Below are 16,438 nucleotides of genomic sequence, written 5' to 3'. Positions count from 1 at the left end.
CTGCATCCAGCATGTGCATTGCACGCTCCCCGAGATGACGATAACCCCGACCCGGTTCGGTCATAGAGTTCTGCGCGGGGTATGTGGTCATGCAGGTCGTCGGCATCTGTCGCTTTTCGCTGCTCGGCAAGGGCGACTGGAAGGCATTCCGGGACAAAAGCGACGAAGAGGTGCAGGCCGTTCTTGACGACCGCGCCGGGCTGCTCTTTGATCCGGTGCGGCTCGAGGCGCGGCTCAGGTCGTTCGAACACCTTACCCTTGCCTCGCTGCGCGCGCAGAGCGATCAGGATTTCCACTTCATCGTGCTGGCATCACGGCAGATGCCCGAGGAATACAAGACCCGCCTGCGCGCCCTCTGCGCCGGGGTGCCGCAGGTCACGTTGCGGTTCTTCCCCGTCACCATGGCGCACCGGGCGCAAAGGCGCGTGTTTCGCGCGCTTGGCTTCGATTATTCCCGGACCCTGCAGTTCCGCCTGGATGACGACGATTGTCTCTGCCGCGATTTCGTCGCGCTCATGAAAGCCCACACATTCGAGCGGATGCAGGGTGACGGGGTCTTCGTCGCGAGCCTCAGGAACGTCATGTACAGCGCGATCGGCGGCCCGCTGGCCGGCGTCTATCACTGGCCGGTCGAATTCATGAGCGCCGGCGCCGCCATGCGCCACCCGGGCAAGAGCATTTATCAGTTCGGACATTTCGGCATGGCCCGCAGGTTCCCCAACGTGGTGATCGACGGGCATCTTGCGCTGGTGACCAACAACGGAATGAACGACACGCGCCTGACCCGCAAGATGATCAGGCGGCGCAGCATGGAGCGGATGAGCAGGGCCGAGATCGACCGGGCAATCCGCGATTTCTTTCCCTTCCTATCCGGGGAAAGCCGGGCAATCGCCGGCATAGGCCCGGCCGACTGAAAGCGGTGCCGGAAAAGGGCGCAGGCCGTTGCTGATCGGCCGGGAGATTCCGGTTACGCCGGGCCTTGCGTGAAACAGCCGCCTGCCGGTGGCGGCCCCTGTCATCGGGCGACACAAACCCCTTGAAACACGCAGTTTTCTGGAAACCGAGGGAAAGAAGTGGTGCGGTCGAGAGGATGCGGCGCATAATGTAAAACAATAGCTTAGCCTAGAATTGTGCGCTAAATGTGCGAAGACAACAGCGCGCCGTATCATTCTGGCTCGGCATCGAACCCTGACCGCGAGCCTGTTATTGTGCGTTACAGGCACTTTTCACGGAGTGTAGCGGAGGCCGGATCACGGGCGAATCGGCCTGTCGTCGGAGCCTACTCCGCCCCATCGACCAGCACGAGCGCGCCGTCCGGCAGCGGCCGCTGAAACTCGGCCGCGGGGATGCCGGCCAGCCACGCCTCCCATTCGTCCGCGCTGCGCAGGATCACCGGCATGGCTTTGGGGTGGACGGCCCCGACCTCCGCATTCGGTCGGCAGGTCAGGAAGGCGAACAGGTCGTCGGTGGTCTCGCCGTCTTTGACCTTGCGCACCGATTTCCACCCGCGCACCTCGATGCCGGCGAAAAACATCGGCTGATCGTCCGCGGCCTCGAACCACACCGGCTTCCGGCCCGGCCCCGGCTCCGCGAATGCTTCGAGCGGCACGATGCAGCGGTGATCGGCCCCGAGCCAACGGCGCCAATGTGGCGAGCCGAGGTTGCGGACATTGGTCACGCCCGGGTCGCGCGCGGTTTTCAGCGCAGACCGCGGCGAGGGCATGCCCCACCGCGCCTTGACCAGCTCGGGGCCGTCGACACGATTACGGATGATGGGCGCCACGCGATCGGGATAGACCTCGACCTCCCAGGGCTTATTCCCGGTGCGGTCCATGGCGCGCGAGATGCGGATGATTTCGGCGGCGCTGGAGGGGGTGCGGTAGAGATTACACATTGGCTGACACTCGATTCGGGATCGCCAGCATAACCCGCCGACGGCCGGATTGGTCCCGGTCGGAGCGCGCAAATTATTTTCGCTGATGTGCGTTTTAGGAGTTGCGCTGGGTCTAGTTTGGGCCTATATATGATGTATAGGGAAGGCCATGGGGCCACCCACAGAAGGCCAAGGAGGGCCACTGAAATGACAAAAATCACTGCAATCGACTACGGCGTTCGCCTCTCGACCGATTACGAGACCCGGATTTTTTTCCGGGTCGGCAGTCAGGTTCACGAGTGGATCGGAGATCACGATGAAACTGCCGAGTTCCCCGAGGCACCGGACAACTGGCCGGGGAATGGAGCGCGCCCGACAACCAAGCGCGTCTGCCGCGCCCTGCGCCACACAGGGACGCCGGTGAGCGCTGCTACGGATGCCGAGTTGCTGGCAGCGATCCGCCAGGAGCGAAAGGCGGCCGTGCGCTATGAGTAGTTTTGATATGGAAGTTCTCGGGGCTCTGCGTCAGCAGGGCCTCGGGCCTGCGACAATCCTGACTGCGCAGATGGTGGACGCGCCCGCCGAGGATATGCCGATCTGGGCGTGCGCGATCGCGGCCACCGATGCAGACGGGACAGGAACACTGCGACAACTGGCGGCCGCGCTGCCGGCCACCAACCTGAACCCGGAGCCCGGTTTGGCTGTCCTGTCGAGGCTCGCCCGCGCGATCCGCAATCGAGACGACTACACCGTCCGGCGCGAGGTGAACAGGATCCGGCATTACGCGCCCAACGCGGGTCGCCACGCCCTGGTCCGGGTGATCCGCGATCTGAGCAATGCGGGTCAGATCGAGCCGGCCAGTGCGGACTCTGCCCGACTGTTTTATCAATTGCATGATTTGCTGAGGACGAAAAAATGACCGGTGATAGGTTCCGCACTCTGATTGAGCAAATCTGGCCCGCGCACGGCAGCCAGACGCGCGCAGCCGAATATCTGGAGGTGAATAGTTCCCGCATCCGCGAGTGGATCAGGGGCGCTCGCCCGGTTCCGGACGGCGTTGCTGCGGAAATCCAGTCGCTGGCCGAGCAATTCCCGGGCGGGATTCGTGACGTGGACCCGCGCAGGACGATCGCGATCCTGCACCAGCAGATGCTGGCGGCGGGCTGGACAGCCGCGGAATCGGCCGCGGGGATCCTCGGTGCAGCAGCCTATAACGCTCGGCTGCACATCAGCGAGGACGATATCCAGGTTATGATGCGGGGTAGAGAATAGCCGCCCTACCCCGCGCAGCCCGCATCCATGAGCGCGATCAGGTTCGCCCCCGACACCGCCGCGCGATCATCCTGTGATGCCGCCAAGGCCGCCGCGTGATCGGCCCGCGCGGCGCGCGTCGCATCGCAGATAGCCTGCCCCTCATTTGGTGCCGGGATCGCGCATGCGCAGAGCATCGCGAGCGCGATCAGCATCGGTATAGCGTGGCGCATCATCCATCCTCCCCCGTGTCTGCCGATAGGCGTCCAGCTGCTGCGCGTCGCGGCGGGTGCGCTCGAGCGCCCTGCCCTGCCGCCATGCCCAGATCAGCACGCCGGTGATCAGGACCACACCGCTGAGCGCGCCCGTGATGAGCAGGGTCATGACCCGCCCTCCTGCCGGGCGCGGAGCGCGCGGGCCAGGTCCTGCAATCCGCGCACGAACTCCGCCCAGGTCATCGGCAGAGCCACGCCACGACCCTCTGCGCGATCAGGAGCGCCACCGCTGTTGCGAACAGCGCGGCGGTCACCAGTGTCCATAGATCGCTCATGTCTGCCCGCCCCGCCGTTTGGCGACGCGCGAGAACAGGAACGTGACGATGAACCCGGCATAGGAGGGCAGCGCGAGCGCGAGCCCCTCGACGTGGACCGACAGGATGCCGGTGCCGGGATCCCAGTCCAGCCAGCTGACCGTGCCGGCGCCGGCCAGCACGAAATACAGGGCCATGCGAATAAACAGTGCCATGGGGGTTATCCTCTCGTGAACATCCAGACGGCCGCCGCGATGACGGCCGCGAGGGCCAGCAGCGCGACGAGCGGGCGGCTGGTGTAGGTGACGGGGCTCGTGGTGGTGGTTGCCGGCGGCGCGACCGTGGCGGCGCCGTAGAGCGCCCGGCAATCCTCGAGCGCGGCGCGAACGTCCGAGATCGAGACCAGCGCTTTGTTGAGCCCATCGCCCGCGTAATAGGACTGCCCCGCATTGACGCGCCGACGTGATCCCTGCATCGCGAGCGGGACCGGGAGCGAGGCCCATTCCTGTGCCAGCGCGGTCATGGCCATGTTCGCGCTGATCTCGCCCCGCAGATAGCGATCCACGCCGCGCTTGGAGGTGAGCAGCCATAGCGCGAGCTCATCCTGCGCGGTCGGATCGAAGCGACGCGCGGTGTCGATGCGCGTGCCGGCCACCGCATCGCGCAACGTGGCCGCGATGAACTGGTAGGCCCCGGCCGCGGTCGATTTCACTCTCGGCCGGATGGTGGACTGCCATGCCATGACCTCGGCAATGGTCATGCTGGTCAAAGCCTTCGGCGGCCGCAGGTTCGCCGGAATTCCGAGATAGACGATGTCGTAATCGCTGCGCGCTTCGACCTTGCGGATCAGGGCGAGCAGCGGCGCAAAATGCGCGGCCGTGACTGGCTTCATTGCCGTTTCTCCATAAAAAAAGCCGCCTCGGGGGCGGCGGGTGGTCAGCGGTCAGGTGACGGTTACTGGTGATCGGCCCCCTTGTAGGGAGGCGTCAGATATCCGCGCTGCTCGAACTGCTTTTCGATCTTCCGCAGGCTTTCGAGGATCAGGACCATGCGCTCATCCTGACGCGCCGTGCTCTGCTCGACCGCGCGGATGCGGGACTCCTGCGCTGCGATAGCGGATTTGTTGTTGGCCACCTCATCTGCCGTCCGGGCGGTGCGAGCGGAAATATTGCCCCACGCCAGAATGAACGAAACCAGCATCGCACCCCCGACGAGGATGTTTCCGACGCTGATGCGGTTGTCGAATTCCATGGGCATTCACTCTCCCCTCATTCTGGTATCAGCCCAGCCGCCCAGGCGCGGGCCGCGCTTGATTTTGCTCGGGATCATCTGTGTCTCCTTTTCCAGATCCAGCCGGCGGCGATGGCCACGCAGATCAGCGCCACGATCCACCGACCGGCCTCGGTCCAGATCATCGCCGCACCGAGGACGACGGCCAGCCAGTCGAGCACGCTATCGAGGACGATCAGCCGGCGCGACACCACGGCCTGCAGCACCTCGAACAGGAGGTATCCGGTCAGCGCCAAGTGAATATCCCCGAGCACGATCACCAGCGCGGCGCCGACCCAGGCATGAGCCGCGAACACGGCCGCCCAGATATAGGGGTCCGCATGATCCTCAGGGGTGAGCAGATCACGCAACAATGCCGAACACCTCGTCGGCAACAGCGTCGCTGATCCCCATCGCCTGCTGGAACAGCAGGATTGTCGGGTGCAGGCGCTCGAACTCGGTTGCGCCGGCGAGTTCGATCTCGGCATCATCAATCACCTCCTGCGGCATCTGGGCGAGCATCGGCAGCAGGACCTCTGGCCATTCGCCGCGCGCGACGCGCTTGGCATCCTCGGCGGTCAGGATTTCGAACTGACGGAGCCGTTTTGCGAGTTCGACGCGGGAAAGCGAGACGCCTTCGCGTAGCAGTTCAGACGAAAGTCCGGTGTGAGCCAATTCCCCCTCCTGCACCTTCCATGCACGGCTGTCGTCAATGGGGTCATCTGACCAAACCCTGTCGCCATCGGGCAGAGTCAGATCGTCTGACGCGACCAGCGTGTATTGGATTTCTCCGGACGCGGAATCATAGAATACCCACATGCTCAATTCCCCATCTTGTAGAAGGCGTAACCGATGGTTCTAGTTGCGGAATAGCCGCCGGACATACGAACAGGGGTTTGGCTGGAGAAGAATGTGAAAATCCCGCCGATTCTGATGTGTATCTCATTCCCGGGCGAAACTTCGACGAACCCAATATCAAGATTGTCGGTCCCCGTGTGCCAAATCGTCCACATCCCTGCTCCCAAGTCGGGGAAGGTCACATTAAGTCCTGATTTCGCAATGGTTCCCGTCGCGCTCGGATGGAGCGGAACCACATCGGCTGGAATGTCTGCCTGCGTTGAATAGGAGTAGCGGACGAGGCCCGGGGAGCCGCTGCCCCCGTTACGGTTGCTCTTACCACCCTCACCGCCGGCCCCGATGACAATCTCTATCCGAGGGATCGCATAACCCGTCAGGTCGATTTTGCCGGTTGGGTTATCAACGGCAGCGAATCCCCCCAGACCGCGACCGAACCCGCCAGCGCCGCCGCCACCAGCACCGTATCCGGTGGCGTTTCCACCTCCGCTGCCGACCTGACCGCCTCCGCCACCGCTACCATACGGCGAGGACCCCCCTGGTGTGCCTCTGCCTGCATCGCCCCACCCAGACCGGATTTCTCCCCCTATAGCCCCGCAGCTTTTGCCGCAGAGCATCGAATGCCGCCGGACCGCCTGCCTTACGGACGGTTTCGGCATCCATCACGTATTCACCCCGGTGCACAACGCCGGCCGGCTCGTATTTGCCGCCGGAGCCGGTGTAGCCCCCATCTGCCCAACCGAGCCCGGAGAAGGTTGCCCCAATCACGTTGCCCAGCCCACCTCCCCAAATGCCCTCGAACGCTTTAGACAGGGCCATTTCAGCCAGTTTTGAGATGATCTGACCGATCGCATCCTTGAAGCTGTGCGCACCGGTAATCAGCCCCGTGAACGCGCTTTCCATCGTGCCCTTGAAGTCCTCGAGGGCGCCCTCGAATTCCTCGTGGCGTTCGCGGGCCTGATCCGCCGCCTTGCCGGCATTCACGTATTCCTGCGCCAGCTGGTCGATCTCGGCCGCCAGCTGTGGGGTGATCTCGATCCCTTGCTTTTTCGCGGCATTGAGTAACTCCATGCGCTTCTGCACATAGGTCAGCACGTCTTGGTGCCCCTGCAGGCTCACATCCGCTTCGTTCAGCGCAGTGGCCTCGGCCTCGAGCGCAGCGATGAACTCGCGGGTGCTTTCGATCGCACGGTCGTAATCCTCGCGCGGGCGGCGCGATCTGCCCTTACCGCCACTGCCCCCGGGGTCAACTGGCGGCGGCGGGGGGCGTCCCGGCGCCGATGGCTTGTCCTCCGGCAGCGTCACACCGCTGGCGAGCTCCGCAGCCGTCGCGCGAAGTGTGGACAGCGCAGAGATCACCCGTCCGATCTTCTTCAGGATCGGGGTAAAGTCGGGGTTGGCATTGCCGATATCATCAAGCGCTGCCTTTGCATCTTCCGCACTGATCTTTGCATCAAGGAAGTCGCTCGCGATCTTCGCCATCTGCGCATGGATGGGATCGCTGATCTCATCGCCCACGCTGGATAGGATATCCAGCCGATCAATGAGCGTCGTGAGTTCCGCCTCGGCCTCACGGATCCCGGGCATCTCGCCCAGTGCTGCCAGCCCCGCCTCTGTCTGCGCAGATTTTGCGGCGACATCGACCATCTTGTCATACAGCTTGCGTGCGCCTTCGGACATGTCCGTGGCGCCGATCTCGGTGACGGTCTGCAACAGAGCGCTGGCGGTTATATCCCCGCGCTGGAATTCGATCAGGGCATCGGCTGCCATACGCAGAAGCGGATTCTCCTCGACCGGGAAGGCGCGATAGAACGAGCGGTTAATCTCTCCCTCAACCTCGCGAAGAAGGACACCGATCTCCGAAGGATCGCCAACGATGGCGGATACAATCCCCCCGGTCCCCCGCAGCGCCTCCAACCCGCGCTGCAATTTCTCGATGCGACGCAAGTTTTCCTCGGAGACCACATTATCGACAGCAGCCGCCACCTCGTCGATCGCCTCGGCCGTCTTGGGTGCAGACAGCCCGAGTTCCTCGAGCGCTTCATCGAGTTCCTCCGTCCGCCGTCGCGCATCTGCAGCATGCTGCGCATACAGAATGAACCCACCGGCAAGGACCGATCCGAGAAGTGCGCCGACGGGTCCGGCCGCGAGCGACAGGCCACCGAGCGCCTTGGCCAGGCCGCCGCCAGCCGCAGTTGCGGTTCGGGCGGTTGCCGCGAACTTGATCAACGCAGCCCCGGCGACGCCCATTGTTGACGCCATTTTGCCGATGGAGCGGCCCAGCAGCGCCGCAGACAGGACCGCAGCCAGTTTCAGGCCGGTATCCGCCACCGTTTCGAAATTGTCGGCAATGATGGTGAGAGCCTCAGCGATCTGCTGGGACACGCCGGTGGTCTCACCGCCGATGCCGATATACTCGGTCATGGCGTTCTGCAGGAGGGTAAAACCCTCGCTGATCGTCGTGTTGGTTACTGCGAATGCCGCGCCGATCTTTTCTTGACCGGACAAGATCGCGCGGAAGACCTCCTCGGACGTCAGCTTCCCTTCTTCGCCTAGCTTTTTCAGGCCGCCGATGGTCGTGTTGAAATAATCCGCAATCACCTGTGCCAGGATGGGCGCGTTCTCGCGGACAGAGCGCAGTTCGTCGCCTGCCAGAAGACCCGACCCAAGACCCTGCGAAAGCTGCAGGATGCCGGCTGCCTGCTCCGATGCCGCGGCCCCGCCCGCCTTGAATGCTTTCGTGACGATCTCGGTCGCTCGAGCGATTTCGAGCTCTGACTCCGCAACCCCGCCCGCCGAACGAACCAGCCTCGCATACAACTCTGCCGTCTCGTTAAATCCGGATCGTGACTCCCGCGCAATTTCATTGATTTCTTCGAGGCTGCGAGCCGCCACGCCGGACATTTCGGCTGCAGCGCGAATCTTGTTGCCGGCGACAGTCCAGGCGTCCGAATATGCGAGGATCTGGCGGGTTCCGAGAGCGGCCGCGACTCCCGCCAAAGGAGCGGTGAGAGATCGCGCAGCACGTCGACCAATTCCATCGAGGTTCCGCTGCATGCTGGTGAAGCGTTTCTCGACGGCGCGGGCCTGCCTGTGCGTGATACCCGTGGCCTTGCGCATTTCGCGCTCATAGCCTCTGATGTCAGCGGAAAGCTGGACGACCAGCCTTTCGAGATCATCTGCCATTGAGGAGGCTCCTATGAAAATAAGACGCTATTGTCTTGCGCTGCCACTGGTTTTGGCGGCTTGCACCACCGTTACAGAGTTCGGAGGGGCTGGTCAGACCGCGAAGGGGATGCCCGTGAGTGGCCTGCTCGCCTTTGATCACGCGAGCCGGATTTTTCACGTCGAACTCGACAGTCCATCGGGCTGGTCGTGTACGGCTGACTTCAAACAGTCCGGGCAAAACATGCAAAAGCGCGCCGTTCCCCTCATCTGTAATGATGGCCGAAGCGGAACGCTAATTTTGACGAACAACCAGATACAGGGGCAGGCGGTCGGATCGTTTAGCTTAACAGGGGGCGAGGCTGGTCATGTTACATTCGGACGGCTGTAGTATTATTACATCCGTTCCATAACGCCTTCCCAGATGTCATCCTCGTCCGCCTGGGTCATCTCACCGGGTGTCTCGGTCGTGTTCGCCGTGATCCATCCTGCGACGGCCGCGTTGAACTGCCACAGGCTGCACATCCCGACCTCGGCCGGGCTCATGCCGACGGCTTGTCCTGCACCGTAAACGTCCGCGAACCGGATTTGCCCGCGCGGGAGGTCTTCGCGGTCGTCTTTCCCGCGCGGGGCTTTTTTGTCGGCTCATCCTCAGGCGCACCCTGCAACGCCACGCCGAGGATCGCGTAGGCGGTCGGCACATTCTGTGCGAGCTGTCCTTCCCCGCAGTAAGCGCGCACCTTCTTCAGCGCGCTGATTGCATCCATGCCGCCGCCGATCAGGCCCAGGCGGATCGTCTCGGTGACATAAGGTGCGGCGAGGTCTTTGGGCGGCGCTACGCCGGCAACGCGCGCCAGCGCACCGGCTTCCAGCGCCCATTGGATATACCACGGGCCGGCGCCGCATTTCTCCTGCAGCTCGGCCAGCTGCTCGATGGACAGGCGGAACCGGTATGTCCCGTCTGCCCAGTCGAGCGTTGTCTCGGCATTTCGGCTCACGAGCCGTCAGTCCGCTCGTAGGCGATCTCGCCATCGGACTGCATGGTGATGGAGACCTGAACACGCTCGCCAAGGCTGCCGGTGATCTCGAGGGATTCGATGTGGAATCGACCGGTGTAGTAGTCGCTGGTTCCGTCTGCATAGACGAATTCAACCTCCGCCTCGATGCTGTCCGTACTTTCGAGCGCGCCTTCCCACGTCGGCATCGCGGCTTTGGCCAGAACGCCGCTTCCGCTGATCGTGGCCGACATGCTCTGCACGTCGCGCTCGGACCACGCGGCCGCATCGGGATCGTCGCAGTCGGGCACCTCAACCTCAGCCAACGTCTTGTTCCGGCTGAATGATTTCGAGGTAAAGCCACAGGGCGCGGTGAATGCCGGCGGGCTCTCCCCGTCCGACAGGCGGACGAAAAACTTGCCGAACTTGATGGTCTCAGGCCGAGCCATGGTGTTTCTCCATATAAAAAGCCCGCGCGACGGCGGGCTGGGTGGTGGCCATGCGGCCGGGATTACTTGCTACGTGCGACCTGCCGGGCTGACTCCCGGACGGCACGGTTCAGTCGCGTTCGCACATTGTTGCGGCCGCGGCGATGCGCGCGCCATGACACATAGAAGAACGGCTGCGCCTGCATCTTCTTGGTGCCGAACTCCACAAAGCGGGCATAGAAGGCATCGTCCTCGCCGCCGCCTGCATAAATCGTGATCGTCAGATCCCCGCCGACACCGGCGCCCTTGAGCGCAGCCACGACCATCGAGCCCTTCGGGGCTTTCCCCCAGGTCCAGCCGATGCTGTCGCGCAAGGCCCCTGCCCTGCGGCGCGCATCCGGCTCCTTCAGCACCGGTGCGAGCTTCCGCATGGTCGCGACGATCTCATCTGCGGCTTTCGCCATCTCGGCCCGGATATGCTCTTTCGCAGCGGTCGGCAGGCGGTCGAGCTTGCGCTGCAGGTTTGCGAGCCCCTTGATGGTTGCTTGCCTTGCCATCTGATTCCCCCGCAGATTGTGTGTTCTTGCTGTTTTTCGACTGGAGATATTATGCGTCGAATTCTTTTTGCCTGCGTGCTGCTGATGGCTGCCCCAGCTTTCGCCGAAACCTCTGGGCCATCCGCTGGCGATTTCACCGCCGAAGACATTGCGGCGGTGCGCCAGACCCTGTTCGGTGGCCGTGAAAGCCCGGATCAGATCATTCTGGCTGCCTGCTGCAAGACCTGCAGCAAGGGGAAGCCCTGCGGGAACAGCTGCATCGCCAGGAATAAGCGGTGCCACCAGCCGCCGGGGTGCGCCTGCTGAGGCGCGTCGTCTAACCCTCGACCTCCGCCTCGACCTGCACCAGGCCGTGAATCGACACCCCGTCCGGATCGTCCATCACACGCACCAGCGTGACCCGCAGCGGGTGCATTGCGATCACCTCGTCGGACCAGCCATTCAGGGCTGCGGCCACGTCATCCGTCAGGTCTTCGACCGCGCCCTTGTTGCTGTTCGATCCCCACACATCGACCTGCACCGTCTGGGCGCGCGCGGTGATGCAGTCCGCACTGTCATCGACCCACCAGGACGGCCCAAGGGTCACGTAGGGCATTGGCGTGGTTTCGGTGGCCTTGTCGTAAACCCGGCCGTCGAACTCCGGCACCTGAGCGATGATCCGATCCATGATGATCCGGCGAAGATGGCGGCCGGCTCTCATTTCTGCCCTCGCGACTCTGCCAAGAACTCAAGAAAGGCCCGATCCTGCGTTTCGCGCGGATATTCCTTCACATCGTATTCCCGGCCGTCGATCGACACGCGCCACTGCGCGGTGAAGCGCCTGCTTGCGGACATGATCCCATGCGGCGCCGTATCCCCGCTTGTGGCGGCTCTCACGGCTCCATGCCACGACGCGTCTCCCTGAATATTCCGCCTGCGCTACGTGCATTTTTGTAACTATCCGCGACATTTCCCTTGCGCCCCTTGTAGCTGCCCGCTACAAATGAGCCATGAAGCAAGTCATCTACAAGCCTGCCGCCCTGAAGGTTCTTCGCCGGATGCCCCGCAACGAAGCGGAACGGATCAGGGCAAAGGTCCGCCAGTATGCAGATGACCCGGCATCACAGGCGAACAATGTAAAAGGCTTGAAGGGCAGAGAGGGCATCCGTCTGCGGGTAGGTGACTGGCGTGTGATTATGGATGACGCCGGGGACGTTCTCGACGTTCTCAAAATTGGGCCGCGCGGCGGCGTTTACGACTAAAGGAGGCAACCATGAACGAGATGGTCACGATCACCCGCGAAGAATACGACCGCCTTCTGGAGGCGGCCGAAGACCTGGCAGACATTGAAGCCTATGACCGCGCAAAGGCGCAGGGCGGAGATAGCATCCCCGACGAATATGTCGGTCGCATCCTCGATGGCGAAAGCCCGCTGCGGGTGTTTCGTGACTGGCGCGGCCTGACTCAGGCCCGGCTGGCGGAGCTCTCTGGCGTGAACCGAGTCCAGATCGCCAATATCGAGGGTGGTAGTCGAACCGGCTCCGTCGAGACGCTAAAGAAGCTTGCTGAGGCGCTCGGCCTCGGGGTTGACGATCTGATCTAAACTGGGGCCCTCGCTCGGGTGGCGGGGGCGACCGCTATGCAGTCCTCTTGATCGCCCTGAGAGTGCCTAGCCCATCCGCCACCGCCAGGACCCGGAATGAGAAAAGCACGGTGCTGTTTTTCACAACGCCGCGCTTTGCAGAATACTGTTTTATTCCCCGGCATCTGTCAAGCGCCTCGATACACGATCTTGCGGCCTTTGATGCCGTCGACCACACAGCGCAGTGCCTCGACCAACACGTGCGCATCCGGGCAGCGCTCGTCGTCTATGACGGTGCGCTTGCAGATGGATGCGGCATGGGGGCTGGCGTAAGCAAGCCATCCCTCTATCGCCATGAGTGCTGATGTCGCCTGTCGCTGTTTTTCCTCATCGGTCCGCAGATCGAGCGGAGGGGTTTCCGCATCGGCCTCCAGTGCTTCCAGCGGGACCAGGAGCCGTAGGCACTGCGCGTGCCGACGTGGTGCGCCGATGGCTACGTCATGGGCCATCTGCGTGCGCCGCATGTGCTGTATCGCGTCCCACAGATCGGCTCGCTCTGCTTCGTCCGTCACGACCCGCGACATCGCGACACCAGCGCTGCACCCGCGCCATGGGGCTTTCGCGTCTCGAATGGCCTCAGCCGTCGGCGTCAGGCCAGCCTGCCGGCATCGTGCCTGCAGGGTCGGAATATCGTCGACCGTCTCACGCTTGATCTGGTTCATCCGTCTGCTTCCTTGCGCCGCCCGCCGCGGCACCGGCGCGATCTCCGGCAGTTGCGTCGCCTGTTCCCGCTGCCTGCGCTTGTCGGCGATCTTCTGGCCCTTGGTGCGTGCTCTGGTCATGTTCCTGTCGCCCTCATGCAGTTCCCTTGCAGCGCGATATCGACGGCGAGCTCCCGTTCGGCGCGCGGCCGCAGAGGGAACATCTCATCGACCAAAGTCTGAATGCGGGCGCGCTCTTCTGGAGTGGCTGGTCGGCGGCTGGGTTCCGGGTCTGGCGCCGGTGCTTCCAGGGCCGCGAGCATGTGGCGGCGCGGGCCAGCCAGGGTTTCGCAGACGCGTTCAAGTTCGCTCCATGTGGGAAACCACTGCCACGTTTTCCGAATGAGGGCATGCCGCACCACATCAGCGGGATACTCGGACAGGCGGCTCGCATAGACGCTGACCATCAACTCGGTCTCGACAACGTCTCGGTTCAACGCCGAACACGACTGCGGCGTGCTCGGGGCTGTCGAAGTTCGCGCGGATGAACGCTGACCAGGCGGCAGCGAAATGCTGGCGGTAGGACAGAGCCTTCCGCTTCGGGGAAAACTTTCCGGGAGACATGCAATTGGTTCCTGTGCTGTTGTTGATCCGTGGGTGATCAACAGTGGCAACAGAGGGACAGGAGGGCGCAGCGCTCATGGCGACGCGCCCTCTTGCTGTTGGGGCGGATGCTCCGACATGTACTTTCGGATGCGCTCAGCGGTTATGACCGTGCATGCAGCGCCGTTACGCGCCCATCTGTCCCAGGTATTTCCGCTGAGGGCAGCTGCGTTCTGCAGAACAGTCGCTGGCTTGATACCTCGCGCCTGTGCATAGGCTTTGATTTCGTTCATGAGCTCTTCCATGAACGAGAAGATAGGTTTTTAATCCTATGCGGTCAACGGTTTTTAATCCGATTGCCGGCAGACGCTGCCCGTCGGACAATTATCCCATGCCAAACAAAGAGTTCGTAGACATCTTGGCCGATAGAATTGCGGCCGATCCAGAACTTACGGAAGCTGGTTTGGCCGTGAAGGCCGGGCTGGACAACAGCACCATTCGGCAGATGATCAAGCATCGGCGGAGCCCGCGGATCGACACGGCTATCAAGATATGTCGAGCCCTCGGTGAGACGGTTGAGAGCTTTCTGGCTCAGAGCCGGGACCCCGTAATGTCTGAAATACTCTTTCATCTTGAGCAGCTAACCGCGGAAGAGCGCCGTCTTCTGCTAAGCGCCGCACGAGGCCTTCGCGATCAGCGCCCTGAGGAAGGGAAGTGATTTCTCTGAGCATTTGCAAAATCATGAGCCTCGCGTCCACCTTCGCCACCCCCTCTGTTCTCACTTTGTTCACGTTAGGGAGGCGGGGGTGAGTCGGTCAAGATTGGGTGACTACTTCAGGTTGCATTCGCGCTCGGAATAGTGGAATTATGTCTTCAAGGACGGGACAGTCCGCCGAGGCCGGGCGCAATATTCCACCTTGAGGGACACCCAATGAAAAAAACGGTTATCTTCGCCTCGGCGTTGGCCGCCGCCCTTTCAGGCTGCCAGAAACTAGAAGATTATCGCCCCGTCACAGATCCTAGCGCAGCGGCTGCACCACGGTACGAAGCCGACTTGGCCCATTGCTACCAAATTGGGAAAGCTGCCGAGGCCGACTATCAAAAGCGCCAGCAGCAGCAGATGCTTGCCGGGCTGCTCGTGGGGGCGGTCGGCGGGGCTCTTATTGGCCGAGCCGTTGATCATAGCTACACGGGATATGGAGCGGCGTACGGCGCTGCCGCTGGCGCAACTTCAGGAGCGGCATCTGGTGGCGACCTCGCGCACGGCGGGCCGCGGCGAATCATTGACCGTTGCATGACCGAGCGCGGGCACCGTGTTCTCTCCGACTTGGGGCGGGGATGACCCCCTCACCATCGCGGTTCACCGACTAGTCGATGCACCTCCCGCATGGCGAGATGGCGCACTGGGGCAGTTCCGCCACAGGTGGAGTGAATATGCTCGGATAGATTGCGCGACTCAACCACTGATGCAATCGTCTTCTACGTTACCTTTCGTCGGACTGATCCGACGCAACATCATGAAAAGTGGAGAACTTGTATGCTTAAACGTTCCCTTCTTACCGCTTCTACAGCAGCACTGATTGCGGCAGGCCCCGCGTTTGCTGGCAACCTTCAAGAACCGATTGTCGAGCCGGTTATCGCGCAGCCCGTCCAAGTGCAGCCGATCTCTGACTGGACCGGCTTCTACCTCGGTGCCCAGGCCGGCTACGGCACCTCGGACATCGACAATTTCGACCTGGAACCCGATGGGGCTCTTGGCGGTGTCCACGTCGGTTACCTTTATGACCTCGGCCAGTGGGTTGTCGGCGGTGAGCTCGACTACGACTGGGCCGACATGAAGGACAGCTTTACTGACATCGAGTTTGGCAGCATCGATGCCAAGATCGACAATATCGCCCGCGCCAAGGCGCTGGTCGGTTATGACCTTGGCGATGGCCTGCTCTATGGTACCGTTGGTGCCTTCCGCGCCGAGACCAGCATATCCAACGGCATTGACTCCTTCGACGACACTGACAACGGCTGGCTGGCCGGCATCGGCTACAAGCACAAGTTCACCGAGAACTGGATCGGTGGTGTTGAAGCCCTCTACCACAGCGGCGTCGACTTCCTTGGCGTCGATGGTCTCGACACCGATATCACCACGATTACCGCGCGGATCTCCTACAAGTTCTGATCCGACGGACCCGCTCCAATCGAAAGACGTAAACTTGCCCCGCTTCGGCGGGGCTCTTCTTTTCCACCGTCTCCGTGGCATGCGTTTACAACGCTCAAAGCCGCTGCGGATAGTAACTAGTAATCGGAAATCATTGCCATGCCGGAACAGACCGAGGCCGAGGCACTACGGGCATTTGCCCTGGAGCTGCTGACCGACATACCGCCGAAGATGTTCGACCACCTGGGCGGCCGTGCCGTGCTCGCGGAGATCTACGAGGAGCAGGCCGAGATCGCGCACCCCGCCGTCGCCAGCGTGCTGCGCGCGGCGGCGGAGAAGGTCAGGGTTGAATTGTAATAAAATGGGTATTCGCCGCCTGCATCAAATCTTCGACTCACTCAATGTACGCTAGAAGATCCTAACCAGTCAGGACGCCCGACGTTATTTTATTATACCGTGCAAAACACAATTCATCTGGACTCACATAGAACAGCATGCC

26 protein-coding genes are annotated in these 16,438 nt (G+C 62.4%); 10 read left to right on the top strand and 16 right to left on the bottom strand.

The genetic code is table 11. From position 1 onward, the window contains the following. The first annotated feature begins 89 nt into the window (after positions 1 to 89). The gene (locus B0B01_RS01085; RefSeq protein ID WP_076646507.1) at positions 90 to 914 is read left to right on the top strand and encodes a glycosyltransferase; all 825 of its coding nucleotides are present in this window, start codon (positions 90 to 92) and stop codon (positions 912 to 914) included. A gap of 365 nt (positions 915 to 1,279) precedes the next feature. Here B0B01_RS01085 and B0B01_RS01080 read toward each other — a convergent pair whose 3' ends face one another. Further along, positions 1,280 to 1,894, bottom strand: coding sequence for an SOS response-associated peptidase family protein (locus tag B0B01_RS01080; protein WP_076646505.1), 615 nt, complete (start codon positions 1,892 to 1,894; stop codon positions 1,280 to 1,282). Positions 1,895 to 2,080: 186 nt separating this feature from the next. Here B0B01_RS01080 and B0B01_RS01075 point away from each other — a divergent pair, with 186 nt between their 5' ends. The 3 genes from B0B01_RS01075 to B0B01_RS01065 are packed head-to-tail and all read left to right on the top strand — an operon-like array spanning position 2,081 to position 3,145. Further along, complete coding sequence (locus tag B0B01_RS01075; RefSeq protein ID WP_076646503.1) at positions 2,081 to 2,368, top strand: hypothetical protein; 288 nt, start codon at positions 2,081 to 2,083, stop codon at positions 2,366 to 2,368. Further along, complete coding sequence (locus B0B01_RS01070) at positions 2,361 to 2,792, top strand: hypothetical protein (protein ID WP_076646501.1); 432 nt, start codon at positions 2,361 to 2,363, stop codon at positions 2,790 to 2,792. The genes B0B01_RS01075 and B0B01_RS01070 overlap by 8 nt, the downstream gene beginning before the upstream one ends. Continuing rightward, positions 2,789 to 3,145: a hypothetical protein gene (locus tag B0B01_RS01065; protein ID WP_076646499.1), complete on the top strand. Its 357-nt coding sequence runs from the start codon at positions 2,789 to 2,791 to the stop codon at positions 3,143 to 3,145. Before B0B01_RS01070 ends, B0B01_RS01065 begins: the two co-directional genes overlap by 4 nt. 141 nt (positions 3,146 to 3,286) lie before the next feature. On the opposite strand, the gene B0B01_RS01060 is transcribed toward B0B01_RS01065, so the two are convergent. The 13 genes from B0B01_RS01060 to B0B01_RS01005 all read right to left on the bottom strand — a co-directional run bounded on the left by B0B01_RS01060 (position 3,287) and on the right by B0B01_RS01005 (position 11,589). Beyond that, complete coding sequence (locus B0B01_RS01060) at positions 3,287 to 3,508, bottom strand: hypothetical protein (protein WP_076646497.1); 222 nt, start codon at positions 3,506 to 3,508, stop codon at positions 3,287 to 3,289. Between the two features lie 162 nt (positions 3,509 to 3,670). Beyond that, positions 3,671 to 3,868, bottom strand: a complete 198-nt coding sequence (locus B0B01_RS01055) for a hypothetical protein (RefSeq protein ID WP_076646495.1) — start codon at positions 3,866 to 3,868, stop codon at positions 3,671 to 3,673. A gap of 5 nt (positions 3,869 to 3,873) precedes the next feature. Continuing rightward, complete coding sequence (locus B0B01_RS01050) at positions 3,874 to 4,545, bottom strand: lysozyme family protein (protein ID WP_076646493.1); 672 nt, start codon at positions 4,543 to 4,545, stop codon at positions 3,874 to 3,876. Positions 4,546 to 4,607: 62 nt separating this feature from the next. Continuing rightward, positions 4,608 to 4,904 (bottom strand): hypothetical protein, encoded by a 297-nt coding sequence (locus tag B0B01_RS01045; RefSeq protein WP_076646491.1) that lies wholly within the window; start codon positions 4,902 to 4,904, stop codon positions 4,608 to 4,610. A gap of 74 nt (positions 4,905 to 4,978) precedes the next feature. Beyond that, positions 4,979 to 5,296 (bottom strand): hypothetical protein, encoded by a 318-nt coding sequence (locus tag B0B01_RS01040; protein WP_143732993.1) that lies wholly within the window; start codon positions 5,294 to 5,296, stop codon positions 4,979 to 4,981. Next, positions 5,286 to 5,741, bottom strand: coding sequence for a hypothetical protein (locus B0B01_RS01035; protein ID WP_076646487.1), 456 nt, complete (start codon positions 5,739 to 5,741; stop codon positions 5,286 to 5,288). Before B0B01_RS01035 ends, B0B01_RS01040 begins: the two co-directional genes overlap by 11 nt. 412 nt (positions 5,742 to 6,153) lie before the next feature. Next, complete coding sequence (locus B0B01_RS13150; RefSeq protein ID WP_159438948.1) at positions 6,154 to 6,300, bottom strand: hypothetical protein; 147 nt, start codon at positions 6,298 to 6,300, stop codon at positions 6,154 to 6,156. Further along, entirely contained in the window at positions 6,294 to 8,963 is a 2,670-nt protein-coding gene (locus B0B01_RS01025) for a tape measure protein (RefSeq protein WP_076646483.1), read from the bottom strand. Before B0B01_RS01025 ends, B0B01_RS13150 begins: the two co-directional genes overlap by 7 nt. Positions 8,964 to 9,338: 375 nt before the next feature. After that, positions 9,339 to 9,488, bottom strand: a complete 150-nt coding sequence (locus B0B01_RS13145) for a hypothetical protein (protein ID WP_159438947.1) — start codon at positions 9,486 to 9,488, stop codon at positions 9,339 to 9,341. Beyond that, the gene (locus B0B01_RS01020; RefSeq protein ID WP_076646481.1) at positions 9,485 to 9,940 is read right to left on the bottom strand and encodes a gene transfer agent family protein; all 456 of its coding nucleotides are present in this window, start codon (positions 9,938 to 9,940) and stop codon (positions 9,485 to 9,487) included. Before B0B01_RS01020 ends, B0B01_RS13145 begins: the two co-directional genes overlap by 4 nt. Then, on the bottom strand, positions 9,937 to 10,386 hold the full coding sequence (locus tag B0B01_RS01015; protein ID WP_076646479.1) for a phage tail tube protein: 450 nt from the start codon (positions 10,384 to 10,386) through the stop codon (positions 9,937 to 9,939). The genes B0B01_RS01020 and B0B01_RS01015 overlap by 4 nt, the downstream gene beginning before the upstream one ends. 62 nt (positions 10,387 to 10,448) lie before the next feature. Then, positions 10,449 to 11,204, bottom strand: coding sequence for an HK97-gp10 family putative phage morphogenesis protein (locus tag B0B01_RS13345; protein ID WP_234967674.1), 756 nt, complete (start codon positions 11,202 to 11,204; stop codon positions 10,449 to 10,451). Between the two features lie 34 nt (positions 11,205 to 11,238). Continuing rightward, entirely contained in the window at positions 11,239 to 11,589 is a 351-nt protein-coding gene (locus B0B01_RS01005; RefSeq protein ID WP_234967673.1) for a DUF3168 domain-containing protein, read from the bottom strand. A gap of 322 nt (positions 11,590 to 11,911) precedes the next feature. Here B0B01_RS01005 and B0B01_RS01000 point away from each other — a divergent pair, with 322 nt between their 5' ends. Continuing rightward, positions 11,912 to 12,163 carry a type II toxin-antitoxin system RelE family toxin gene (locus tag B0B01_RS01000; RefSeq protein WP_076646473.1) on the top strand — a complete coding sequence of 84 codons (252 nt, stop codon included), beginning with the start codon at positions 11,912 to 11,914 and terminating at the stop codon, positions 12,161 to 12,163. Positions 12,164 to 12,174: 11 nt separating this feature from the next. Continuing rightward, entirely contained in the window at positions 12,175 to 12,504 is a 330-nt protein-coding gene (locus tag B0B01_RS00995) for a helix-turn-helix transcriptional regulator (protein ID WP_076646471.1), read from the top strand. A gap of 167 nt (positions 12,505 to 12,671) precedes the next feature. On the opposite strand, the gene B0B01_RS00990 is transcribed toward B0B01_RS00995, so the two are convergent. Beyond that, the gene (locus B0B01_RS00990) at positions 12,672 to 13,325 is read right to left on the bottom strand and encodes a hypothetical protein (RefSeq protein ID WP_076646469.1); all 654 of its coding nucleotides are present in this window, start codon (positions 13,323 to 13,325) and stop codon (positions 12,672 to 12,674) included. Further along, on the bottom strand, positions 13,322 to 13,651 hold the full coding sequence (locus B0B01_RS00985; RefSeq protein WP_076646467.1) for a hypothetical protein: 330 nt from the start codon (positions 13,649 to 13,651) through the stop codon (positions 13,322 to 13,324). The genes B0B01_RS00990 and B0B01_RS00985 overlap by 4 nt, the downstream gene beginning before the upstream one ends. Before the next feature lie 467 nt (positions 13,652 to 14,118). Here B0B01_RS00985 and B0B01_RS13570 point away from each other — a divergent pair, with 467 nt between their 5' ends. The 4 genes from B0B01_RS13570 (at position 14,119) to B0B01_RS00960 (ending at position 16,296) form a co-directional block, all read left to right on the top strand. Next, positions 14,119 to 14,505 carry a helix-turn-helix transcriptional regulator gene (locus B0B01_RS13570; protein WP_083945970.1) on the top strand — a complete coding sequence of 129 codons (387 nt, stop codon included), beginning with the start codon at positions 14,119 to 14,121 and terminating at the stop codon, positions 14,503 to 14,505. A gap of 213 nt (positions 14,506 to 14,718) precedes the next feature. Continuing rightward, the gene (locus B0B01_RS00970; RefSeq protein WP_076646461.1) at positions 14,719 to 15,129 is read left to right on the top strand and encodes a YMGG-like glycine zipper-containing protein; all 411 of its coding nucleotides are present in this window, start codon (positions 14,719 to 14,721) and stop codon (positions 15,127 to 15,129) included. 195 nt (positions 15,130 to 15,324) lie between these two features. Beyond that, entirely contained in the window at positions 15,325 to 15,960 is a 636-nt protein-coding gene (locus tag B0B01_RS00965; RefSeq protein ID WP_076646459.1) for an outer membrane protein, read from the top strand. Positions 15,961 to 16,098: 138 nt separating this feature from the next. Further along, positions 16,099 to 16,296, top strand: coding sequence for a hypothetical protein (locus tag B0B01_RS00960; RefSeq protein ID WP_076646457.1), 198 nt, complete (start codon positions 16,099 to 16,101; stop codon positions 16,294 to 16,296). The last annotated feature ends 142 nt before the right edge of the window (positions 16,297 to 16,438 follow it).

Origin of the sequence: Pontibaca methylaminivorans (assembly GCF_900156525.1) — a bacterium.
Classification (GTDB): domain Bacteria; phylum Pseudomonadota; class Alphaproteobacteria; order Rhodobacterales; family Rhodobacteraceae; genus Pontibaca; species Pontibaca methylaminivorans.
The sequence above is the reverse complement of the archived record's forward strand: the minus strand, read 5'-3'. Positions and strand labels throughout refer to the sequence as shown.

Bases quoted from the DNA above. Each gene is read 5' to 3' on its own strand.
- B0B01_RS01025 (WP_076646483.1), bottom strand. From the start codon at position 8,963: ATGGCAGATGATCTCGAAAGGCTGGTCGTCCAGCTTTCCGCTGACATC.
- B0B01_RS01060 (WP_076646497.1), bottom strand. From the start codon at position 3,508: ATGACCCTGCTCATCACGGGCGCGCTCAGCGGTGTGGTCCTGATCACC.
- B0B01_RS01070 (WP_076646501.1), top strand. From the start codon at position 2,361: ATGAGTAGTTTTGATATGGAAGTTCTCGGGGCTCTGCGTCAGCAGGGC.
- B0B01_RS13570 (WP_083945970.1), top strand. From the start codon at position 14,119: ATGCGGTCAACGGTTTTTAATCCGATTGCCGGCAGACGCTGCCCGTCG.
- B0B01_RS01080 (WP_076646505.1), bottom strand. From the start codon at position 1,894: ATGTGTAATCTCTACCGCACCCCCTCCAGCGCCGCCGAAATCATCCGC.
- B0B01_RS13145 (WP_159438947.1), bottom strand. From the start codon at position 9,488: ATGAGCCCGGCCGAGGTCGGGATGTGCAGCCTGTGGCAGTTCAACGCG.
- B0B01_RS00995 (WP_076646471.1), top strand. From the start codon at position 12,175: ATGAACGAGATGGTCACGATCACCCGCGAAGAATACGACCGCCTTCTG.
- B0B01_RS00985 (WP_076646467.1), bottom strand. From the start codon at position 13,651: ATGGTCAGCGTCTATGCGAGCCGCCTGTCCGAGTATCCCGCTGATGTG.
- B0B01_RS01045 (WP_076646491.1), bottom strand. From the start codon at position 4,904: ATGGAATTCGACAACCGCATCAGCGTCGGAAACATCCTCGTCGGGGGT.
- B0B01_RS01075 (WP_076646503.1), top strand. From the start codon at position 2,081: ATGACAAAAATCACTGCAATCGACTACGGCGTTCGCCTCTCGACCGAT.
- B0B01_RS00990 (WP_076646469.1), bottom strand. From the start codon at position 13,325: ATGACCAGAGCACGCACCAAGGGCCAGAAGATCGCCGACAAGCGCAGG.
- B0B01_RS01015 (WP_076646479.1), bottom strand. From the start codon at position 10,386: ATGGCTCGGCCTGAGACCATCAAGTTCGGCAAGTTTTTCGTCCGCCTG.
- B0B01_RS00960 (WP_076646457.1), top strand. From the start codon at position 16,099: ATGCCGGAACAGACCGAGGCCGAGGCACTACGGGCATTTGCCCTGGAG.
- B0B01_RS01035 (WP_076646487.1), bottom strand. From the start codon at position 5,741: ATGTGGGTATTCTATGATTCCGCGTCCGGAGAAATCCAATACACGCTG.
- B0B01_RS01005 (WP_234967673.1), bottom strand. From the start codon at position 11,589: ATGGATCGGATCATCGCTCAGGTGCCGGAGTTCGACGGCCGGGTTTAC.
- B0B01_RS01050 (WP_076646493.1), bottom strand. From the start codon at position 4,545: ATGAAGCCAGTCACGGCCGCGCATTTTGCGCCGCTGCTCGCCCTGATC.
- B0B01_RS01000 (WP_076646473.1), top strand. From the start codon at position 11,912: ATGAAGCAAGTCATCTACAAGCCTGCCGCCCTGAAGGTTCTTCGCCGG.
- B0B01_RS01065 (WP_076646499.1), top strand. From the start codon at position 2,789: ATGACCGGTGATAGGTTCCGCACTCTGATTGAGCAAATCTGGCCCGCG.
- B0B01_RS00970 (WP_076646461.1), top strand. From the start codon at position 14,719: ATGAAAAAAACGGTTATCTTCGCCTCGGCGTTGGCCGCCGCCCTTTCA.
- B0B01_RS13150 (WP_159438948.1), bottom strand. From the start codon at position 6,300: ATGGTAGCGGTGGCGGAGGCGGTCAGGTCGGCAGCGGAGGTGGAAACG.
- B0B01_RS00965 (WP_076646459.1), top strand. From the start codon at position 15,325: ATGCTTAAACGTTCCCTTCTTACCGCTTCTACAGCAGCACTGATTGCG.
- B0B01_RS01085 (WP_076646507.1), top strand. From the start codon at position 90: ATGCAGGTCGTCGGCATCTGTCGCTTTTCGCTGCTCGGCAAGGGCGAC.
- B0B01_RS01055 (WP_076646495.1), bottom strand. From the start codon at position 3,868: ATGGCACTGTTTATTCGCATGGCCCTGTATTTCGTGCTGGCCGGCGCC.